Origin of the sequence: Bradyrhizobium sp. AZCC 2262 (assembly GCF_036924535.1) — a bacterium.
In the GTDB taxonomy this organism is placed as follows: Bacteria; Pseudomonadota; Alphaproteobacteria; order Rhizobiales; family Xanthobacteraceae; genus Bradyrhizobium.
In genome coordinates, this window is the sequence record NZ_JAZHRT010000001.1 from 2196833 (window position 1) to 2217238 (window position 20406).

Annotated in this window: 18 protein-coding genes and 2 pseudogenes; 7 read left to right on the forward strand and 13 right to left on the reverse strand. The window is 60.9% G+C overall.

Features of this window, described 5'->3' with window-relative positions; genetic code table 11:
• Positions 1-14: 14 nt before the first annotated feature.
• From V1283_RS10325 to V1283_RS10350, 6 genes and pseudogenes are all read right to left on the reverse strand, one after another.
• Positions 15-761, reverse strand: coding sequence for an IclR family transcriptional regulator (locus V1283_RS10325; protein WP_334386360.1), 747 nt, complete (start codon positions 759-761; stop codon positions 15-17).
• Between the two features lie 79 nt (positions 762-840).
• Positions 841-1782 (reverse strand): HlyD family secretion protein, encoded by a 942-nt coding sequence (locus V1283_RS10330; RefSeq protein WP_334386361.1) that lies wholly within the window; start codon positions 1780-1782, stop codon positions 841-843.
• A gap of 1 nt (position 1783) precedes the next feature.
• Entirely contained in the window at positions 1784-1993 is a 210-nt protein-coding gene (locus tag V1283_RS10335; protein WP_334386362.1) for a DUF1656 domain-containing protein, read from the reverse strand.
• Positions 1990-4055 (reverse strand): annotated as a pseudogene (locus tag V1283_RS10340) (FUSC family protein). The gene V1283_RS10335 and the pseudogene V1283_RS10340 overlap by 4 nt, the downstream one beginning before the upstream one ends.
• 16 nt (positions 4056-4071) lie before the next feature.
• Positions 4072-5646, reverse strand: coding sequence for an MFS transporter (locus tag V1283_RS10345; RefSeq protein WP_334386363.1), 1575 nt, complete (start codon positions 5644-5646; stop codon positions 4072-4074).
• 15 nt (positions 5647-5661) lie between these two features.
• A complete protein-coding gene (locus V1283_RS10350) occupies positions 5662-6042 on the reverse strand; it encodes a tautomerase family protein (RefSeq protein ID WP_334386364.1) in 381 nt (126 codons plus the stop codon).
• A gap of 243 nt (positions 6043-6285) precedes the next feature.
• Here V1283_RS10350 and V1283_RS10355 point away from each other — a divergent pair, with 243 nt between their 5' ends.
• On the forward strand, positions 6286-6444 hold the full coding sequence (locus V1283_RS10355) for a beta-eliminating lyase-related protein (protein WP_442895852.1): 159 nt from the start codon (positions 6286-6288) through the stop codon (positions 6442-6444).
• Positions 6445-6515: 71 nt separating this feature from the next.
• On the opposite strand, the gene V1283_RS10360 is transcribed toward V1283_RS10355, so the two are convergent.
• Together V1283_RS10360 and V1283_RS10365 are read right to left on the reverse strand one after the other, a co-directional pair.
• Positions 6516-6908 (reverse strand): MarR family winged helix-turn-helix transcriptional regulator, encoded by a 393-nt coding sequence (locus V1283_RS10360; RefSeq protein WP_334386366.1) that lies wholly within the window; start codon positions 6906-6908, stop codon positions 6516-6518.
• Positions 6909-7306: 398 nt separating this feature from the next.
• Positions 7307-7558: a hypothetical protein gene (locus V1283_RS10365; RefSeq protein WP_334386368.1), complete on the reverse strand. Its 252-nt coding sequence runs from the start codon at positions 7556-7558 to the stop codon at positions 7307-7309.
• Between the two features lie 136 nt (positions 7559-7694).
• On the opposite strand from V1283_RS10365, the gene V1283_RS10370 reads away from it, so the two are divergent.
• Positions 7695-8885 carry a thiolase family protein gene (locus tag V1283_RS10370; protein WP_334386369.1) on the forward strand — a complete coding sequence of 397 codons (1191 nt, stop codon included), beginning with the start codon at positions 7695-7697 and terminating at the stop codon, positions 8883-8885.
• A gap of 311 nt (positions 8886-9196) precedes the next feature.
• On the opposite strand, the pseudogene V1283_RS10375 reads toward V1283_RS10370, so the two are convergent.
• Positions 9197-9713, reverse strand: a pseudogene (locus V1283_RS10375) (hypothetical protein).
• A gap of 179 nt (positions 9714-9892) precedes the next feature.
• Positions 9893-10660 carry a DUF899 family protein gene (locus tag V1283_RS10380; protein ID WP_334386370.1) on the reverse strand — a complete coding sequence of 256 codons (768 nt, stop codon included), beginning with the start codon at positions 10658-10660 and terminating at the stop codon, positions 9893-9895.
• A 101-nt stretch (positions 10661-10761) separates the two neighbouring features.
• Here V1283_RS10380 and V1283_RS10385 point away from each other — a divergent pair, with 101 nt between their 5' ends.
• Together V1283_RS10385 and ltrA are read left to right on the forward strand one after the other, a co-directional pair.
• Complete coding sequence (locus V1283_RS10385) at positions 10762-11724, forward strand: GlxA family transcriptional regulator (protein ID WP_334386371.1); 963 nt, start codon at positions 10762-10764, stop codon at positions 11722-11724.
• A gap of 796 nt (positions 11725-12520) precedes the next feature.
• Entirely contained in the window at positions 12521-13852 is a 1332-nt protein-coding gene (gene ltrA, locus V1283_RS10390; protein WP_334386373.1) for a group II intron reverse transcriptase/maturase, read from the forward strand.
• 378 nt (positions 13853-14230) lie between these two features.
• On the opposite strand, the gene V1283_RS10395 is transcribed toward ltrA, so the two are convergent.
• Entirely contained in the window at positions 14231-14737 is a 507-nt protein-coding gene (locus V1283_RS10395; RefSeq protein WP_334386375.1) for a YkgB family protein, read from the reverse strand.
• A gap of 45 nt (positions 14738-14782) precedes the next feature.
• Positions 14783-15319: a carboxymuconolactone decarboxylase family protein gene (locus V1283_RS10400; RefSeq protein ID WP_334386376.1), complete on the reverse strand. Its 537-nt coding sequence runs from the start codon at positions 15317-15319 to the stop codon at positions 14783-14785.
• Positions 15320-15476: 157 nt separating this feature from the next.
• Between V1283_RS10400 and V1283_RS10405 the strand changes: the two genes are divergently transcribed.
• From V1283_RS10405 to V1283_RS10415, 3 genes are all read left to right on the forward strand, one after another.
• Positions 15477-16496, forward strand: coding sequence for an AraC family transcriptional regulator (locus tag V1283_RS10405; protein WP_334393017.1), 1020 nt, complete (start codon positions 15477-15479; stop codon positions 16494-16496).
• A gap of 286 nt (positions 16497-16782) precedes the next feature.
• On the forward strand, positions 16783-17058 hold the full coding sequence (locus tag V1283_RS10410) for a hypothetical protein (RefSeq protein ID WP_334386377.1): 276 nt from the start codon (positions 16783-16785) through the stop codon (positions 17056-17058).
• Between the two features lie 471 nt (positions 17059-17529).
• On the forward strand, positions 17530-18714 hold the full coding sequence (locus V1283_RS10415) for a patatin-like phospholipase family protein (protein ID WP_334386378.1): 1185 nt from the start codon (positions 17530-17532) through the stop codon (positions 18712-18714).
• Positions 18715-19291: 577 nt separating this feature from the next.
• Here the strand turns inward: V1283_RS10415 and V1283_RS10420 are convergent.
• Complete coding sequence (locus V1283_RS10420) at positions 19292-20395, reverse strand: alkene reductase (protein ID WP_334386379.1); 1104 nt, start codon at positions 20393-20395, stop codon at positions 19292-19294.
• Between the last annotated feature and the right edge of the window lie 11 nt (positions 20396-20406).

The window sequence follows — 20406 nt, forward strand, 5'->3', positions numbered from 1 at the left end:
TGCCGCCGCTCAACTCAGGCGGTCCGACTGGGCCGCCAGCCTTGCTCGCGCGAGGCGAGATAAGCGGCACGCATAACTTCGCGAACCATTTTCTCCCTATTCATCTCGAAATCTGCGGCCGTAGCACCGATCCCGATTGCCGCGACAACCTCGGTATCGCGGTTATGAATTGGTGCGGCAACACAATAGAGCTCGGCGACATATTCGCCCTCACTCAACGCGTATCCCTGCTGCCGCACCGCTTTCAGTTCGGCGACCAGATCGCCCTCGCTGGTAATGGTTCTTCGGGTCAACCGTTCGAGCCTGCGGCTATCCAGAATCCGCTTCACTTGCGCCTCTGGCGCGTTTGCAAGCAGGATCTTCCCGGCGGCACTCGCGTGCATCGGTAGTGTCGGCCCGGCGCTGCCAAGAGACGCCGGCACGGAACTCGGGCCCTGCATGCGGTTGATGTAGACCACATGCTGACCGTCGTGAACCGCCAGATAGACCGACCGGCCCAACCGCTGCATCAGCTCGTTCAACATGTCGCGCATGGTGTTGAAAATCTCGCTCTCTGCCAGCACGGTTTCGCCGAATCCGAGCAGCTTGTGTCCAAGACGGAAGCGGCGATCCGGCGTCCGTTCAAGCAAACCGATCTCGGTGAGAGAAGCCAAGAGCGCGTGCGCGGAGGATTTGGGAAGCGCCAAGGCTTCGGCAATTTCCGTCGTGCCCCATTCATGTTGTTCCGTCGCAAAGAGATCCAGAGCTGCGCCGGCATGCAACACCGAACCCAGAAGCCGTTGTCTCATTGTAATCTCCGCCATCTTCGCGAGGAGCTTGCATCTCGGTCCATCTATTTCATTACTTAGAAGGTCGAGAACGCGGGTTAACCTGCACCGTTGCAGTCAAGCCAGCGACCAGGCGTACGCCGTCAGGCACGCATCTAAGCCGTATGCGCACCGGCACGCGCTGCGCCAAGCGCACCCAGGTGAAGATCGGGTTGACCGTGGCAAGACCTTGCTGGTTGGGTTGCGCGTTTGAGACGTTGATGCCACGCGCGATGCCAACGACCTCGCCGGTAATGATCTGGGTATTTCCCATCAACTTGATCTTGACGGGATCGCCGTCGCGGATGGATGCAAGTTGCGTTTCCTCGAAATAGGCGTCCACCCAATAGGAATCGGCATCAACGACAGAAATTACGCTCTGTCCCACGTTGGCATAATCTCCTTGCTGCGCAAGGAGATTGGTTACCCATCCATTCACCGGCGAGTGGATCTCGGTACGCTGCAGATTGACTTTCGCCCGATCCAATTGGGCAACAGCCTGTCGATGTTGCGCCTGGGTTGCCAATGCGATCGCGTCGTGGGTTTGCCTGTCTTCGACGGTCACCGCTAGGTCGCTCAGCTTGCGCCGGCGCTCCGCCATGGTCTGTGCATTTTCGGCGGTAGCCTTGGCCTGCAGCACGCCTGCTTCTGCAAGGTCGAGAGCGATCTGGTAGTCGGTCGGGTCAATGACCATCAGCACATCGCCCTTGTGCACGAACTGATTGTCGGGCACTGGCATCTCCACAATACGCCCTGATACCTCTGGCGCCATCGTGACGACATAGGCGCGGACCACGCTGTCGCGCGTCCAAGGTCCAACCATATACGCGTCCCACATCGCGCGGCCTAGGACGATGGCAATGCCAACTGCGGCGAGCGTAATGAACACCGAAACGATTTTGACGCGCCACCGCTGCGCGTTGCCGTGAACGTCGACGCTATTGAGTGCCCCTGATTTTGCTTCCACGTCTGACATGTTAAGCCCAGTGTGAGATGACAATTACCATCGACGACAGCGCGATCATGTACAAGGCAATGACGAACAGCGGCGGGTGCCAGACATGACGCAGCAACCCGAATCGCCCGGCCACCCTCAGCAACGCAAGTGTCGCCAGCCAGGCTGCCAGCATCAGGATCGACATGGGCGCAACATAGACGCCGAACAGGTTGATTTCGAAAAACTTCAAGCGGACGCTCCTGTATCGAAGTATGCGCGGTGGTCGGCGAGGGCGTCGCAGATGGCAAGGATGCGGCCGCGCGCACGTGAGGCGAGCTGACTGTCGACCTCTTCAGTTGAGGCCAGGTGATGATCCAGCCGGGTGAGTTGAGCAATTGCGGCGGCGCAATTTCCTTCCGCAAGTGCCTTCAGCGCGGCATCGAACTGCAGTGGCAAATCGAGCGCTGCCGTGTCATGACCAAGATGGATAGTCTCAGTGCCCACAAGCTGCGCCGCCAAAAGCTGCATCCGCTCCAAGGACTCGGCCTGTTCCGGCAATGCAGCGAGCCGGCTGAATGTGTGGCCCTGCCAGTCGTCAGCGCTTGCTGAAAGACGGTTCATCGCAAGGCGACGCAGATCGCGCAACGTTAAATTAAGGAGCCGCTTGGTTCGGAAGGACGGAGATAGCGGTGGAATAAGTAGAAACGACAGAGGCGCCGCCGCAAAGCCCACGAAGAGTCCTAGTGCAGAGTTGTAGAATTGCGCTGTGTCGTAGCTCATCTCGTTCGTAGGCTGGAGCACGGTCACAGAGATAATGGTGCATATGACCAAAGAGGGATGCTGCCGAATTGCGGCCATCGCAGTGCCGACCGGTATCAGAAAAGCAGCCAAGGCTATGCAGAAGGCAGGGAATGACTCGAGCCTAGGCAGCAGGGCGAACTTGATCGCCGCTGCGATAGCAATACCCGCCGTTGCACCGAACATGAATGCGATGGCGTCAGCGTAAGCCAGTTCGGCTTGGGGCGAAAGCAACAGAACCGCAACTGCGACGAAGACGATTGCCGAGCCGCCGTCTGGCCAGGCGGTGAGGACCCAGAATAGCTCGGCCGCTCCGATCGCTACGAATGCGCGGCCGGCACTGACGAGGGAAGGCAGCCAATCGGGAACATAGAGTTTGAAGCCGCGACGGCGAGAACGCGGGCGCGCTGGCTCGGCAACCAGCAAAGCCGTCGCCTCGAGCACCGCTGCAAACCCCACTAGAACATTTGCGGCTGATCGGCAAGCAGCCGCAGGGAGGCTGTGCTGGTCGGCATGGCAATGAGCGTCCGAACTGCTGCCTCGCAACGGCGGCGCGAGGCGATGGGATCGGCTATCCAGAATGTCGCCTGGCCTGCCGACAGCGCGGAACGCATTTCTTCTGGAATGCGGCTTAGAACGGCATTGCCTTCATCGTCAGCGACCTCAGGCGGCATTTTAATGAGTCGCGCTGCAATACTGCGCCAGGCAGCGAGCGAGGCAAACAGCCCGTCGATAGCGCCCCGCAGAACGGGCGAGTGATAGCGAATTGTTGAGAATTCTCCGGTCGCCTCGTCGATCATCGACTTAAGCGCGGTGACCTGTCGAATGAGTTCTCGTCTGGCCGGCTGCTGCGCATCCCCGGAATCCGATCCGACAAGTCTCAAAGTGGCCCCGAATCGAGCCGCGATCTCGGTTGATACGGCCGCGAACTTTCCCGCAAGCCGTTCCGCAGCGCCGCCGAAATCAGTCAGGGCGAGGATGGCGCCAGCGCAAAGGATGCCGATCCAGATTTCGCTGGCGCGGATAACGGCCAGCATGAACACCTCGCTGCTCGCGCCACCTGTTGCGCCGAGTGTGCCGGCCCCTATTATCGCCGCGGTGTACCCAGCAAGCGCCGCCGCGTAGGAGGCGAAGTTGCGGAACAGGGTGGCAGCAAAGGCGCAAGCCCCGCCCCACAGCGCAAGTCCGACGAGAAAGCCGATGCGGTTCTGGGGAGACCAAGCCGTCAGCACGACGATCATCGTAGCTCCCACGAGAGTGCCGATGATGCGGTAGCGTGACTTGCGCAGCGACGCCCCAAGATATGGTTGACATACGATCGCTGCGGAGGCGCCCGCCCAATAGGGATTGTCGAGCTCTAGCCAAAACGCAACGAAGAGGGCAAGACAAACGGAGGCCCACAGCCTGAAACCGAACAGCAACGGAGGGCCCGCGGCTCGGGCTGCGTTCGCCAGCGTCACCTGCGATCTGACGGCCGCACTGCCTTCTGCCGCTAACACACTCCGATCTGTCATAGGGGTCTCGCTGGACTTACTGGGGTTTTGACTGTGGCCGCGCTGATGAAGCCGGGATCGGCGGCGTCTCGGCCGGGCTCACCAAGCGCCAAGTCAGAATTGTCGAAATCAGCATGAACAGTGCGCCAGCTAAAAAGAGGGCGTGATAGCCGCTTGCAAAGCTCACCGTGGCGAGTGCCCTGAAACTCAAGGCGTCGTGACCGGCAAGAGTCGCCCCGGAAAGATTGCCCGCCGTTATGTCTTGGACAAGGGTGGCTCGATCGGCAGAAGAGACCTTGGGAAGCGCCTCAGCCACGGCCAAGGTGACGCGACTGTAAAGTACAGCTCCCAACGCGGCGATACCGACGACGAGGCCAGTGAAACGCACCGTGCCCGAAATGCCCGAGGCCATCCCAGAGCGCTCCTTTGGAATGACCGTCATTCCGACCTTGGTCGTTTCACCATTGAGCAGGCCTGCTCCGACCCCAGCAATCACCATCCCACCGATCAATGGGCCATACGCTACGTCCCGTACAGCCAGCGCAAGCGCGAAGAGGCCGAGGCAAACCAACGACAAGCCGGCGGTCAGAAGATCTCGACCGGAAAACCGGTGCGCGAGAAAATGCGTGACGAGGTGCGGCACGAGGAACATTGGAATAACCATCGGAAGCATCATTAGTCCTGAGCTCGCAGAGGCGTAACCGAGGCCGCTTTGAAGAAAGATCGGAATGAAGGTCAGCATTGTCAGCACTCCGGCCGAAAAGGAGAACTGTGCCAGGTTGGCGCCGATGTAGGTCGGCTTGCGGAAGTAGGAGAGGTCAAGCATCGGGCGGGCCTGGTTGCGCTCGACGAGAATGAAAAGGACGAAGAGAATCACCGCGCCCACGCCTTCGCCAAGGATCCATGGATCGGTCCAGCCGCGGTGGTTGCCTCCGATAAGCGCGAGCGTCGTCAGGAAAAGCCCGCCACCGAAACAGGCCACGCCGGGCAGATCGAGCTGCATGGCGTCGGGATCCCTGGAAGACTCGATGACACGGATGATCAACGCGATTAAAGCCGCGCCGATAGGAAGATTGATATAGAAGGCCCATTCCCACCCGAAATTTTGGGTGATGAGGCCCCCCACGATAGGGCCCAAGGCGGCGCCGATCCCGACCACTGATCCCCAAAAGGAAAAAGCCCGCGCACGGGCTTCTCCCTGGAACACATGCGAGAGGGTCGCGAGTGCCGCACTGAGTTGCATGGCGGCGCCTACACCCTGTAGCGCGCGGGCGATGATGAGGACTGTAAGATTCGGTGCGGACCCGCAGAGAAACGATGCGAAGGTGAATACCGACAGGCCAAGGATCAGCAGCCTCTTGCGACCGAAGCGGTCCGCCAGTGCTCCAGCCGGCAGTAAGAGCGACGCAAAGCTCAGTATATAGGCCGTGATCACCCACTCGATCCCGGCAAAGCTCGCGCCCAAAGAACGGGCTATTGCCGGTAGCGACACCGAGACGATGTTCGCGTCGAGCTGTATCATGAAAGAAGGCGCTGAAGTGCAGATCAGCACGAGCAACGCATGGCGGTGGTCTGCGCGCGAGCTACCGAGCGGAGAGGCGGTTCGATGCATCGGATGTCTCTGCTTTTAGGCCGCGTACGTAGCGATACCATTGCCGAAGGACCAGTTCTCCTTCTTGACCTCGATGAGGTTGATCAAGACGTCCTCGCGCCGGAGTCCGACAGTTGCGTGAAGGCCATCGGCGACGGCCTTGTAGAGCGCTTGCTTTTGCGCCGTTGTCCGGCCTTCATTCCAGGTGATCTGGATAATCACGAGATCTGCACTGCGCTGGATGCCGAGATATTCGGCATCGAACTGGAAACCGTCAGCTTCGTGCTCAGCAATGATTTGGAAGCGGTCTTTTTCCGGAACGCCGACGCTGACAAGCGCGTCATAGACGATGCGACCGATCTTCTGGCGGTAGGCTGCATCCTTGCCTTTACGGACATCGATTCGAACGAGAGGCATATCTTTTCTCCTGATTCTGCTGGCCTTTTCAGCGCGACGCTAGGCGCCGCGTCCGAAAACAAGTGCATATGCTTGCTTTTCTGTAAAATACATGCATATGCTAGTAATGGGAGTCAAGGCGCGCAGAGCCGAACCGATGAGGGGCAGGGTTGATCAGAGCGCAGGGGACGCCGGAACGGCGTTCCCGTCCCGTTCGCATCGACCAGTTCGTTTTGCACGCAATAAGGGAGCTTGGACTATGATTTGTGCGTACAGATACATGCGGCCGCTACCCCCGAAATGCGTAAAGCGATGGCCAATGCCGAAGTCGGTGACGACGTCTACGGCAATGATCCCACGGTCAAAAACACTCTAGCAGCGTACAGTCAATCTTTGGGTAAGGCAGGGGTTCGATCTGGCTGATCAAGACGCTGGCTTCCGCAATCGATGCAGGCAGGGGGCACCACCTCGCATTGTATCTTGACTGTGCGCGTCTAAACTGCGCCCTCGAAGCTGGCCATGAACTTGTCGGAAGCAACAAGAGCAAGCGCCTCGCGCAGGGCTGCGGACGCTGCAGACCCATACGCTTTGTCGAATTTCTTTTGTGCGCGAGCCCAGAGCCGCTCCGACTCCCGTAACTTGGAGCGCCCTTCCTCGGTCAGGCTAATGACACGATTCCGACGGTCGCGCGGATCAACATCCTGCCGCACAAATCCGTCGCGTTCGAGCGGTTTTAGATTGTGCGCCAGCGCGCCGCGATCCATCACCAGATCGGCAGCCAGCTCACCGACCGAGGGGGCCCCCGCGCGCGAGATGTGGTTCAGGATTGCCCGCTGCGTGGTGCGCAGTCCGCACGGCGCAAGAATGGCATCGTAGAGCTGCGACACACGCCGAGACGCTTTTCGCAACGACGTGCAATTGCATTGACTGGCCTCGACTTTGGCCGGCCAATCCTTTTTATGACGACGATGCCTCATTTTTTGTCCTCAATTTGCGGAAGTCGCCCGAACGCAAGCATATGCACATTTTTCAGGATTTCAAGATTTGCGCATGCAGGGGGGCAGACTGTGGCAGTATTGGCGGTATGAGCGCCGTGCAACGGATCGTCGATAGTAGCGGGCGTCACTCCGTCTCCTCGTCGGCGTTCTCTTAATCCTGCTATGCAGGACTTTTTCCGACTTTGCGCAAAGGTCATTCAAGCGGCGTGCGCTTTCTTAACGTCTAGAGCAAGTTGTTCTTTTACCGAAATGGAGGATGCCCATTGGGGTTTTTTCTGATTCAAACTCTATGCTGAGGAGCGGGGAGCAGCATCTCTGAAGACATTCGCGAACGCGCACTTGCGCGGGTTGACGCGGGTGAGATGCGCCGACGACGTTCTCGTCGCGCCGGATGTCCAGTGCGTGTCCCGCTCGATCATGCGCCCGACCATGTTGCGCTCGTGGCCGGCCGTTCGGCCACCGTCGAGGTGATAACGCGACGACGTCGCCGGCTCCTGCTGATGCTTTGCTTCCCAATCATGGCTGCCATCCGCCCTCATGCCAACACTCACGTTGACAATAGATGCATATGCAAACATCTCCAATACTTGCATATGCCAAATAAAGGTAACCGGCTCGGGTCGTTCTTAGCCCCTTCCCCGCATCCTGGCATTCATCGGCAATGGAGATCTCAACATGACGTCACCACGCTCAGTCATCTTCGCAAACCCCGCCCGAACGGCGATCGGGACCTTCGGTGGAAGCCTCAAAGAAATCGCGGCCCCCAATCTCGGTGCCGCCGCCATCAAAGCGGCGATCGAGCGCGCCGGTCTCAAGCCCGACGAGGTCGGCACCGTGGCCATGGGTAATGTTATCCAGGCCGGCACCAAGATGAATCCGGCGCGGCAGGCGGCGATCCATGGCGGTCTGCCGGTGTCTGTGCCGGCGATGACTGTGAACCGTGTCTGCGGCTCGGGCGCGCAGGCCATCGTCTCCGCGGCGCAGGAGATCATCTTGGGCTCGGTCGACGTCGCGGTCGCCGGCGGCATGGAGAACATGGATCTTGCCCCCTACCTCGTTGCGCGCGCACGGTGGGGCCATCGGATGGGCGACGGACAGCTCTACGACAGCATGCTGCGCGATGGCCTCAACGACGCATTTTCGGATGAGCACTCAGGCTGGCATACCGAGGATCTCGCCGGGAAATTCCAGATCAGCCGCCCGGCGCAGGACGAATGGGCGCTTCGCTCGCAGCAGCGCTTCTCGGCGGCGCAGGAAGCGGGAAAATTCAAGGACGAGATCGTTCCGGTCGAGCTTCCCGGCCGCAAGGGCGCGACGATATTCGACAAGGATGAGCACAATCGGCCGCAGACGACGCTCGAGGCGCTCGCCGCGCTGAGGCCGGCATTCCGCAAGGACGGGACGATTACCGCGGGCAATGCGCCCGGCGTGAACAGCGGCGCGGCCGCCATCGTCCTCGCCGACCGAGACTGGGCGGAAGCGCGCGGCCTCGCGCCCGTCGCGCGACTCGTCTCCTATGGCATTGCCGCTGTCGAGCCCAGCATGTTCGGCCTCGGGCCGATCCCGGCCGTCCGTCAGGCGCTCGACCGGGCGGGGTGGAGGCTCGGCGATGTCGAGCGCATCGAGATCAACGAGGCCTTCGCCGCGATTGTCATTGCCGTCACGCGCGAGCTCGGGCTTTCGCCCGACATCGTCAATATCGAAGGCGGCGCGATCGCCCACGGGCATCCAATCGGCGCCACCGGCGCGGTGCTGACAACCCGCCTCATACATTCGATGCGTCGCGACGGCCTCAGGCGCGGGATTGTCACTATGTGCATCGGCGGCGGCCAGGGCATCGCGCTCGCACTCGAGATGATCAATTGACGTTCCGTTCGAGGAGATCGATCGCGGATTTGTTCGAGCCCTAGCTCTTCGCTTGCCGCCTTGCCGGCGGCGAAGCTCAAGCGTAGTGCGGCGCGCTCGCGGCCCTCGCCTCGATGAGGCGCCCGCAACTTCAACGTTCGTGGGAGCGTTCTGAATGGCGCGCCCGCGAACGGCGATCACACGCCTCATGGTGCACCGATGACGAGCCACGCGTGGCATCGCAAGCCTCTGTCCAGGTCGCGCAAGACGCGGAGCCATCAACCGCCCAAAATGCGGCTTGGCGACGTTTATCGACTCGAACACGGCCCAATTCAGTTGTGAAAGCTATCAAGTTCGCTCCTGGCAGATATTGGACCGACCGAGCTCGAGGCGTCATGCGAAGAAACGTGGGGATCGATAAAGCATGGTCGATACATGGCCGCGAGCTCGCGACCGCCCAGGAGAATCAGGTGCGGGGTCAGCCCTCCGCGTTTGGTCGATCCAGTGCTGCACCTCAAATGGATACATGGAATAGAGGCTCTGCGTTGCTTCGGGATTGGTTATCCTGCGACCGTTAGGTCCGGGATTCCAGGCGGCGTGAAATCCGAGCCTGGCGCGGGACGTCACACAGATCCTGTCATGAGGAATCGCACCGAGAACGATAGTGCAAGCCGAGGCACAATAACCGTCGATGATCACCCTCTCGCCCGAGACTCGCACGCCCTCATATCTGTCGACGTAGGTTCCGATCCGGCCGCCAGAGTCATCCACAATCCGAACCGTCGCATTGACTGCTCCAATTCCCATGAGCAGGGTAGTCGTCGCGAATAACGCCCTGAGGCACTTCACGACCATTGCATTCTCAAACCGTCGAACCGAATCTGATCAACTCACGCGATGCCAAACTGATACCTAGCTGCCGCAGACCATGAGCGCTCGGCGGGCGCCGCTCAGCACGAGAAATGGAATCCATGCCACGCCTCGTCAAAATATCGTCTGTGTCTGCTTCATGAGAACTCGAGGACCTTCTAATACTGCAGGTTGGGGTAGGCAGCGTTGTCTCCGCGTCCCTCGCGCGTCAAATCGAGAACGCCGTAGATTGACCAGACAGGGTCGAGGGGACTGGTGTCGCCGCGCTTGAATATCCCCTCGCTCGCCCAGTGGTGGCGGATCCCGTCCTGATCGCGTGAGAACACATGCAAGACCGCGAGTTGCACGCCGTCCGGCGTTTCCGCATGGTAGTCGCGATTGAAGGTGTTGTTACGCGAGGACAGCAGCCGAACGTTGCGCCAACCGCGTTCTTTCGCGTAGGTGCCGAGGCGATCTGCGCTTGTCTTCGCGATCACGACGAGGTTGGTCCGCTCGGCGAGGTGAAAAGCAGCCCCCTCGAGCCCGTCGACGACCGATGTGCATGACGGGCACGGCTGCTCGACAAGCGGCAGCTCGGCTGTCTTGCCCCCTGGGGCGCCCGCTCGTTGGTCTTCCGACCAGCGCGGGAACATCATGTTGTAGATGACCAGCGAGTTCTTGCCCGGTGCGAACAAGTCCGAGAACCTCACCTTGCTGCCATCGGCCGCGGACTCGAAGACGTAGTCTTCCCTGATGAGGCCGCCCGCTGGAAGTGCCCGGCGTTTAGCGGCGACCTGCTCGTTCAGCCGCTTGAGTTCTGCCTCCGCCTCCAACAGCTCGTTGCGTGCGCGCCGGTATTCGCTCGACTCGCCGGGGTAATGGACATTCGGGTCGAGGAGCACTTCCCGCCACTTGTTCATGTCGCGTGGTTTGCCCTTGAGAGCCATTGTTTCAGTCCTCCTGCCAATCTTCGACGAACCCTGTGTAGGCTTGGCAAGCGGCGACCGAAACGTCATATTAGCGGCAATTTCGGACATGCGGAGGCATGATGCGCAAGGTCGGCTTCATCATCTCCCCCAACTACCAGTCGATGGGCTTCGCCCTTACCGCCCCGTTCGAGATCGCCAATCGGCAAGCAGCCGAACCCGTCTACGACATCCGAATGCTGTCCAAGCACGGCGGGCCGGTGCGCACCTCACTCGGCTTCCAGGTGTTGACCGAGCCGTTTGCCGCGGAGCCGTACGACCTCATCATCGTAGGTGCGAGCACGGAGGCTGCATCCCCCGAGATGATCGACTTCATCCGCCATGCGCGGTCGCATTGCCGCCGGATCGCTGCAACCTGCCACGGGGCGTTTGTCCTCGCGGAGGCAGGACTTCTTGACGGGCGGCGAGCAACAACCCATTGGGATCGTGCTGGCGAGCTTCGGGCCCGCTATCCCAATGTTCGGGTCGAAGAGGACCGGATCTTCATCGCTGACGGACCGGTATGGACTTCAGCCGGCATGACCGCCGGCATCGATCTCACGCTTGCTCTGATCGAAGAGGATCTTGGCACGGAAGCGGCGCGCACAGTTGCGCGCAGGCTTGTGCTGTACCATCGCCGAGCCGGCGGCCAGTCGCAGTTCTCATCACTTCTCGAACTGGAACCGAAATCGGACCGGATTCAGACTGTGCTAACCTATGCCCGACGCAATCTTGCCGGACGGCTGGGCGTGGACGATCTTGCCGAGGTCGCGCATCTCTCACCACGCCAGTTCAGCCGCGCCTTCCAGGCCGAAACCGGACAGACACCGGCGAAGGCTGTCGAGAACCTCCGCCTAGAGGGGGCGCGCGCGCTGATGGAAGACACCAACCACACCCTTGACGTTGTCGCGCAACTGACCGGATTCGGGGATCGCAACCAAATGCGACGCGCCTTTCTCCGCGCCTACGGCCAACCGCCGCAGGTGATCCGGCGCCAGTCGCGCGGATATGTGTCCATCAAGGAAAGAGAGCTCGCAGAACCCTGAACCGATGATTTGACAGGAGATGAGCAGCAACCTACTGCCGCCGGACGCTCGCGTACACGGCGCTTGACGGTATAGCCGCAAACCACGAGCGCGAAGGCCAAGGGCGACGAAGAAGACCGAAAGCCAACCGGCGAGCCGCAGGGCAGCCCGCGCCGCACGCGGCCATGCCGCCGAGTGCGGCGATGAATTGTGGCCGCCGAATCCAAATTCTCTGCGAGAGGAAGCTGTGTCCGATCGTGCGGTTCTCACTTTGAGGAGGTGGGGAAGGCCGGTTTGCGGCCGGCCTAATGTCCGGTTGGGGTGTGCGCCGTGAAAAGGCGGCGCTTTCCAGTGGGTGCAAGCCCCACCCGGCAACCGCTCCAGCCGGAAGCAATCGGAGCAGTCATGGAGGCAACGAAGTGGCTGAAGCCTTCGATTAGCGTGTCACGAATTGGTGACAGCGCGAGTGTGCAGGCCGTAACGCGAGTGAACGCTGAGCAATCCTCGAAAAGGACAATGCGCAGGCCGACCCGACAACCCTTTCGGGGAAGGCTGATACGGCTGGGTGAAGCAGAGCGAAAAGTACGCCCAGCCGCTGCGCCGGGGTAGTGGCGACAGCATGTACACAAGGAAAGCGTACGCAACACGGGAAGCCCCATGGCGTGGTCAGCGATGACCAACCGAACGCCCGCGAGGGACAGGTCGGACGCCATGGGGTGGCGGAGAGGTTCGTAGTACCGCTGAAGCCGGGTAATGCCGGTGGAGGGAAGGGGCCTCAGTTCAAGACAGACGCAACAAGTGGTGAGGGATTTGGAGATTGGGCAACCTATCAACTCCGAAAACTGTTCAGAAACTGCAGAAGGCGTTGCACGCGAAAGCGAAGGCAGAAGCCGGGTATCGCTTCTACGCCCTGTACGACAAGATCAGCCGCGAGGACATCCTGGCGCATGCCTATGCCCAGTGCCGCTCCAACAAGGGCGCACCAGGGGTGGACGGCCAGAACTTCGCGGACGTCGAGGCGTATGGGGTGCGGCGGTGGCTTGGCGAACTGGCGCTTGCACTCAGGGAGGAGAGCTACCGACCGGACCCCATCAGAAGAGTGTTCATACCGAAGGCCAACGGCAAACTCAGGCCGCTGGGCATCTCGACCGTGCGGGATCGGGTCTGCATGACAGCAGCAATGCTGGTGCTGGAACCGATCTTCGAAGCCGACCTTCCACCAGAACAATACGCGTACCGTCCCGGGCGAAACGCCCAGCAGGCGGTGATCGAGGTGGAAGGGCTGCTGTTCCGAGGCCATCCGGAAGTCGTTGACGCCGACCTCGCGGACTACTTCGGGAGCATCCCCCATGCCGAACTCCTAAAGTCGGTAGCGCGCCGAATTGTTGATCGGCGTGTGCTGCATCTAATCAAGATGTGGCTGGAGTGCCCCGTGGAAGAAACCGACGATCGAGGCCGGAAGACACGCACGACCGAGGCTCGGGACTGTCGGCGCGGTATCCCGCAAGGCTCACCCATCTCACCACTATTGGCGAATCTTTACATGCGCCGGTTTGTGCTGGGCTGGAAGAAGCTCGGGCTGGAGCACCGCCTCGGCACGCGCATCGTGAATTACGCCGACGACCTCGTGATCCTGTGCCGGAAAAGCACCGCCGATGAGGCGTTGCAGCGACTGCGCGAGATCATGGGCAGGTTGAAGCTCACGGTGAACGAGGAGAAGACACGAATCTGCAAGGTGCCGGAAGGCGAGTTCGACTTCCTGGGATACACGTTTGGGCGGATGTACTCGGCGAGAACCGGAAAGGCCCGCCTGGGCCAACGGCCATCAAAGAAAAGCATCAGGCACATGGTCGAGAAGGTCCATGTCCTGACCGACCGAACGGGTACCTGGCAAGAGACCACGGAGTTGGTGGATCGGTTGAACCGCGCGCTACGCGGATGGGCCAACTACTTCAGCGTTGGCACTGTTAACATAGCGTATCGGGCGATCGACAATTACACCGCTGTGCGGTTGCGCCGGTGGTTGCGCATCAAGCACAAGGTCAGGCGACGCAAGGGCGGGACCTATCCACTCTCGCATCTCTACGGGCACTTCGGGCTCGTACGCCTAAGCCGGCTTGGGCACGACGTGTCGTGGGTGAAGGCGTGAAGTCTTGTCCGAGAGCCGGATGCGGGAGATCTGCCTGTCCGGTTCGATGAGCGGGATGTGGAAACGGAGTCACGGCTGAACTACTAAGGCACCGCCAGACGAAAGAGGCGGCAACAGATATGTTCTACCTAAAGCCACCGCGCCCACATCTCGACTCTACCATTCGCGTCGTTATGGGGACGTCCGGTGTTGGCGCAAAGCGGCCGTTCGCCAAAAAACAAGGTCAGCCGCATTTCGCACTAGACTAAGACTAGCCCAGACGGAACAGCCGTATTGGTGATCGTGTCGCACCAATGATTCAGAGATGAGAATAAAGCACAATCGCCGGCGAGCTATGCTCGTCGGCGACGCGTCGCTTTCGGCGGGTCACTCTCCTTGTTATTGTCGCGTCAAGCGAACCAGGTCCTGCTTCAGGAGATAGAGCGAGACGGCGAGCAGAACCACGTCCTTCATTAGGAAGGGCACGTTGCCCGTCATCGCAGGGAAGCCTCCCGCGGCGATGTCCCAGCCCTCGGGCATGAAGGGAATGATGGTGACCGTCGCGATGAAGGTGCCGGTCGAACCGAGAGCTCCCAGAACCCCAAGCCGCTTGTCCCAGAAGCCTGCGAGCAGCAGGGACCCGAAGGTCCACTCGGAGACGCCGAGGAAGTAGCTGGCGCCAGCGTGGCCAAAGACCGGATAGAGCCACCAGATCAGCGGCCCATTGCTAATGAACGGGACAAGTCTTTCGAACTCATACGGAAACCACTTCTGGTAACCGAAGAAGAGAAACATGATCACCATCGAGGCGCGAACTATGTGGTAGTCGATATCCCCCGCAAGCAGTCCGGACCTGTGCAGCGCGCGGACAAGCGGATTTTGAGGTGTGTTGGAAAGCGTGGTCATGGTCGTGATCCTTTCACATTAAAGATCTGACGGGGCGCGGCCGCTTCACGCGACCGCGGGGAAGTCGATCTCGGTGTCGTTGATGCGGTTGAAAACGTTGGTGAAGACGGTGGTCGCGAAGGCCAGGCTGATCTCCACCAGCTGGGCGTCGTTGTAGCCGGCGGCCTTGATCGCGGCGAAATCCTCGTCGCTGACGGTGCCGCTGGACTGCGCAAGCTTGCGGACGAAGCCGACCAGCGCATCGCGCTGGGTGTCACCGGTAGGCTGTCCATCGCGGATCCGCTTGAGCACCTCGGGTTTGAGCCCGGCGAGGCTGGCGAGATGGTTGTGTGCGGCGACGCAGTAGTCGCAGCCGGCGGCGGCGCTGATGACGAGCTTGATGACCTCCTGGTCGCGCTTGGTCAGCGTGCCGGTGGCGACCACCGCATCGGCGGCCAGGATCGACTTGAGGGCGGCAGGGCCGTGCGCGGCGACGGCCGCGAAGGTGTTCGGCACGGTGCCGATCGTCCTCTTGATCTGGGCATAGATCTGGCCCGACGGGCCGGTATTGGATTCGAGATTGGGGACTGAAAGACGGGACATGGTGGCACTCCTTGTTGGGGTTGTTTGCGATTGCGGAGTGACGGTATGCCCCCGCCTTGATACTTTTAATGCCCGATCAACTCTACTATATGCTCCATCGTCTCGTTTTGATTGCTTTGAGGAGGTCGCCGTGGATTGGCTCAGTCGGCTTTTCGAGATGATGCCAGTGCGCGGGCGGCTTGACCTGCGCTGCAACTACGGCGCCCCATGGCGCATCGACCAGGGGCCCGGCGAGGCCAACGAAATCCCGTACCACGCCGTGCTCGCCGGCTCCGCGACCCTGGAGGATCCGGCGGGGGGCCGACCGTTGCAGCTGAAGGCCGGCGACATTCTTCTGCTTCCTGGCAACCCACGGCATGTCATGCACGACGGCAGCGGGGCCGCGCCCCTGCCGGCCCGCAATCGCGCGTCCCTCAATTTCACGATCAGCGAAAACCTGGGTTCAGACGAACGACTCGATCTATTGTGCGGACACTTCGCCGTCGCGCCGCCGCATGATCGCCTGCTGCGCAGCTATCTGCCACCGCTTCTTGTCGTGCATGCCGGCGCTCACACTGGACAGCAGGAAACGGCCGCGCAACTCACTGGCCTCGTGTCCCTGATGCGGAGTGAGTCCGCGGACGATCACCTCGGCGGCCGCGCCATGCTGAACGCGTTGTCGACGGCGATGTTCGCGCTCGTGATGCGGCTCGCTGGCGAGACCGAAGATGCGCCACGCGGTCTCCTTGCCTTGGCCGGTCATCCCCGCTTAGCACCGGCGGTGGCCGCTCTGTTCAACGAGCCCGCGCGCGCATGGTCGCTGCCTGAGCTTGCGCGCCTGTGCAACATGTCGCGGGCCACGCTCACGCGGCAATTCCAGGAGAAGCTAGGAAGATCGGCCAGCGATCTCCTGACCGATATCCGGATGACGCTCGCCGCGAACGAACTGAAGAAATCTTCGCTTTCGACTGGCGCCGTGGCGGAGGCGGTCGGGTATCAATCCGAAGCGGCGTTCCAACGCGCGTTCAAGAGCCACATGGGCATTACTCCGGCGCAGTGGCGCAAGATGCAGGAGCCGGCCGGCCAAGATGTCTTTGCAAGGCTGGCGGTCCTCGGCGACGCGAATCCGATAAAAGCCGATGCTGGTGAGCCGACTGATGAGCCTCGGCCAACGAGGGGAGGCGACGCGCCAGACTAGAGATGATCGAAGCGGACTGGGCCAAGCCGTCGACGCGACCTTTGCGGCCAGATAGTAGCCGCGCATGTCGCCGCCACTGGCAAAAGCACGGTTTTCTATTGATTTCTTCGAACGCAACTTCAATCCGTGCCAAGGAATTAATCGAGGCGAGAGCGTATCCGGCGCAGATGAGACGAACGAGCATCTATTCGATCCCGCCCGGCATTCAGCGTCTTGGCGCGATCAGTCAAGGTGACACCAGAAGCGGAATTGCTCATCCCGAGCCCGCGAGGGAAGGAGTGTCACCATGTCCACCCAATCAACGAAGCATTCGACGAGTGTTGCCGCGGTCGTCGCGGCTGGTATTGTCCTATTTGGCCTGCTTTCGCCGGCAATGGCGGCGTCCGATCAAAACAGCCCGACCGTTCTGACCTCGCATTTGCCCTGGCTCGCGCCGATCGGTCATCGGCAGCCTACAAGGATGGACGTTCCCCAGAACGAGGTTCTGTCAGCCTGGGAGCGTCAACAAAAGGAGCTCGATGTCGAACTCGACCGTAAGCTGATGATCTGCCGCGGCTGCTGAAGCCTCAGGCGGACAGCTGTTGGTCGGGGACCTGTGCTCATTGGAGGGCCCGAATGTCTGCAGCCGGTCGTCTACCGCCGATCCCTAAGCGTTCTTCAATTACGTTGCGCCGTCCAATAGCCCGAGCATCGCGCGCTGCCTGATAGGTGCCTGATTTAGTTCTTGGTGCTTTGCGATATCCTCTCAGTCATCGATAGACGAGGCCATGATCGGAATCGCGCTCGCGCTTTCTATCTCGGCTTTGCGATCTTTGAGTGGTTCAGTTCTGCTATGGACTCTTCGTAAGGCAGTCACCTGCTTTATTCGATCACCTAGTCGGCGCGCAGCAGGAACGATTCCGGTATTGTGACGCCGAGCGCCTTGGCGACTTTGAGATTCCTGACTAGCTCGAATTTGATTGGGGTCTCGACCGGGAGTTCGCTTGGGCGCGCACCCCGGGGAATTATATCGATCAAGAACAGAGGACGGACAATGAAGCAAGCTGCCTTGCGGCCAGAATCATACACGAAGAAGGTTGCACTCGTCCTGCAAGGCGGGGGTGCCCTCGGAAGCTATCAAGCCGGCGTTTACGAGGCGCTCGCCTCGTCGGACTACAAACCTGACTGGGTGGCCGGCATCTCGATCGGCGCGATCAATGCCGCCCTGATCGCTGGCAATTCGCCGGAAATGCGGGTTGAAAAACTGCGTGAATTCTGGCGCACGATCACAACGCCCGCGGTATGGCCCGTACGGATTTCTGATCTCGTCAACGGCGCGGGTTTGCCTTTCGACCTCGGAAAGCAGATCAGCGCAATGCATGCGCTGATGTTCGGCCAGTCTAACTTCTTCGCACCGCGAAAGCCTGCCGACTGGTGGTTCGGCCACACGCCGACCAGCTACTACGACACGAGCTCGCTGAAATCCACGTTAGAGCGGCTTGTCGATTTCGACCGCATCAATTCCAGAGAAATTCGGTTCAGCGTCGGAGCCGTAAACGTCAGGACAGGCAATTTTGCGTACTTCGATAATGCGGAGACCAAGATAAGGCCGGAGCACGTCCTCGCGAGCGGCGCTCTGCCGCCAGGCTTTCCCTCCGTGGAAATCGACGGAGAGCACTATTGGGACGGCGGCCTGGTCTCCAATACGCCGCTGCAATACGTGATCGAGTATTACCCGCGCCGTAGCCATCTCGTCTTCCAGGTGGACCTTTTCCCGGCTCGCGGCGCCTTGCCCGGGAATTTGAACGAGGTTACCGAGCGAGACAAGGACATCCGCTATTCCAGCCGAACGCGGGCGGGTACGGACACATTGCGGCAGCTGCACGATCTGCGCCACAGCATCAACATGCTTTGGGAGAGACTTCCCGACGATCTGAGGACCGGCCCGGAAGCCGCCTTGCTCAACGAATTCCGTTGCGTGACTACCATGGACATCGTTCAAGTGATTTACCGTCCGGAGCACGCGCTGGGACAATCAAAGGACTACGAATTCGACCGCCCGACGATGGAAACGCGATGGGCGCAGGGTCTCTCCGACGCGGAGGAAACGATATTGGCTGCGCCGTGGCTGGAGCCGATGCCGCCGGAGCTCGGAGCGCGCACATTCGACGTTCGCGCGAAGGGTCCGATAGGGGATACCTCGAAGAATTCGTTAAACAAGGTGGGCGGGCAATTGTGACTGCAGCGGCACTGGTGCGTGTTCAAACCGCGTTGGGACACAAGGCATTCGACGAGGCCTTGAGCCGCGGCCTTGGACCGTGCCCCTTAGTACGAAGCATTCGGAGACAGCAGAGACGGATCCTGCTGCTTAGATCACGCTGACCTTGCTCGATATCGGATTGATCGAAAGGGCTCGGTCGGATTCAAGAACAGCGGATTGAGGCTGCAAATTGCAGGTCGACCGAGTGCCGAACTCTGGTACTTCAGCGCGGTACGACGATAGTCGATTTGCGTCCTCGCAAAAGCGATCTGATTCATTGGACCGCGAAAATGGCAGGACTGCCGCGTGGCGCAATATCGGGCGGTCTGCAAACCCGACCTGGACGACATGCTGGTGGATGCCGTTCTGCAGATCGTCCTCTGTCGAACGCGCCGGTGGGCGCGTGTGGAAACGCGGCAACGAGGCGTTTAAGGCGCAATCGCCGGCGAGCGGAAAGCTCGCCGGCGACGCATCGCTATCGGCATAGTGCCACGCTCAGGCGTGGTAGGGTGTCCATCCAACCGCACGGGCGGAGAGATGTAAGGGGCGCTACCGCTTAGGCGGCAGCCGCCGCCTCGGCGACCGGGTAGTCCGTATAGCCGCGCGAGTCGCCGCCATAGAAGGTCGACCGGTCATAGCGGGTGAGCGGCAGGCCCTGCCGCAGCCGCTCCGGCAGATCAGGGTTCGAGATGAAGTGGCGACCGAAGGCGACAAGGTCGGCGTCGCCGAAGGTGACGATGGCTCCTGCGGAAGCCGGGGTGAAGCCGCCAGCCGCGATCAAGGTCCGCGAGAACTTCGGCCGCAGATGCTGTGCGGCGGTCGGCGACCGGCCATGCGAGACTTCCTCGGTGCCCTTGATGCGCGGTTCGACAACGTGGAGATAGGCGATGCCCAGGCGGTCGAGCTGCGTCGTCACGTAGCCGAACGTCGCCGCCGGGTCGCTGTCCGACATGGATCCGTAGGTGCCGCTCGGCGCGATGCGCACGCCGACGCGATCGGCTCCCCAGACGGAGATCGCCGCCTGCGTCACCTCCAGCAGGAAGCGGGCGCGGTTTTCGATGGGCCCGCCGTATTCGTCGGTCCTCTTGTTCGTTCCGTCCTGCAGGAACTGGTCGGGCAGGTAACCGTTCGCGCCATGGATTTCGACGCCATCGAAGCCCGCCCGCAGCGCCCGCTCGGCGCCGGACCGAAACTCTTCGATGATGCCGGGGATTTCATGCAATTCGAGAGCGCGCGGCATCGAGAACGGGACTTCGCCGCGTTTGGAGTACGCGTAGCCCTCGGCAGCGATGGCGGAGGGCGCGACCGGCGCGTCGCCGTTAGGCTGCAAGTCGACATGCGACTGTCGGCCGACGTGCCACAATTGTTGGAAGATGCGGCCGCCCTTGGCGTGCACCGCGTTGGTGACGCGCTGCCATCCTGCGATCTGGATGTCGGAGTAGATGCCAGGTGCACCGGCATAACCGTTGCCGCGGGTCGAGACCGGCGTCGCCTCGGAGATGATCAGGCCGCCTTTTGACGCGCGTTGTGTATAGTATTCGACCATCAGGTCGCTCGGGATGTCGCCCGGATCCGAGCGCATCCGCGTCAGCGGCGCCATCACGACGCGATGGGACAATTTGTAGGGACCGACCTGGGTCGGCGTGAACAGCTTGGACATTGGTATGTTCC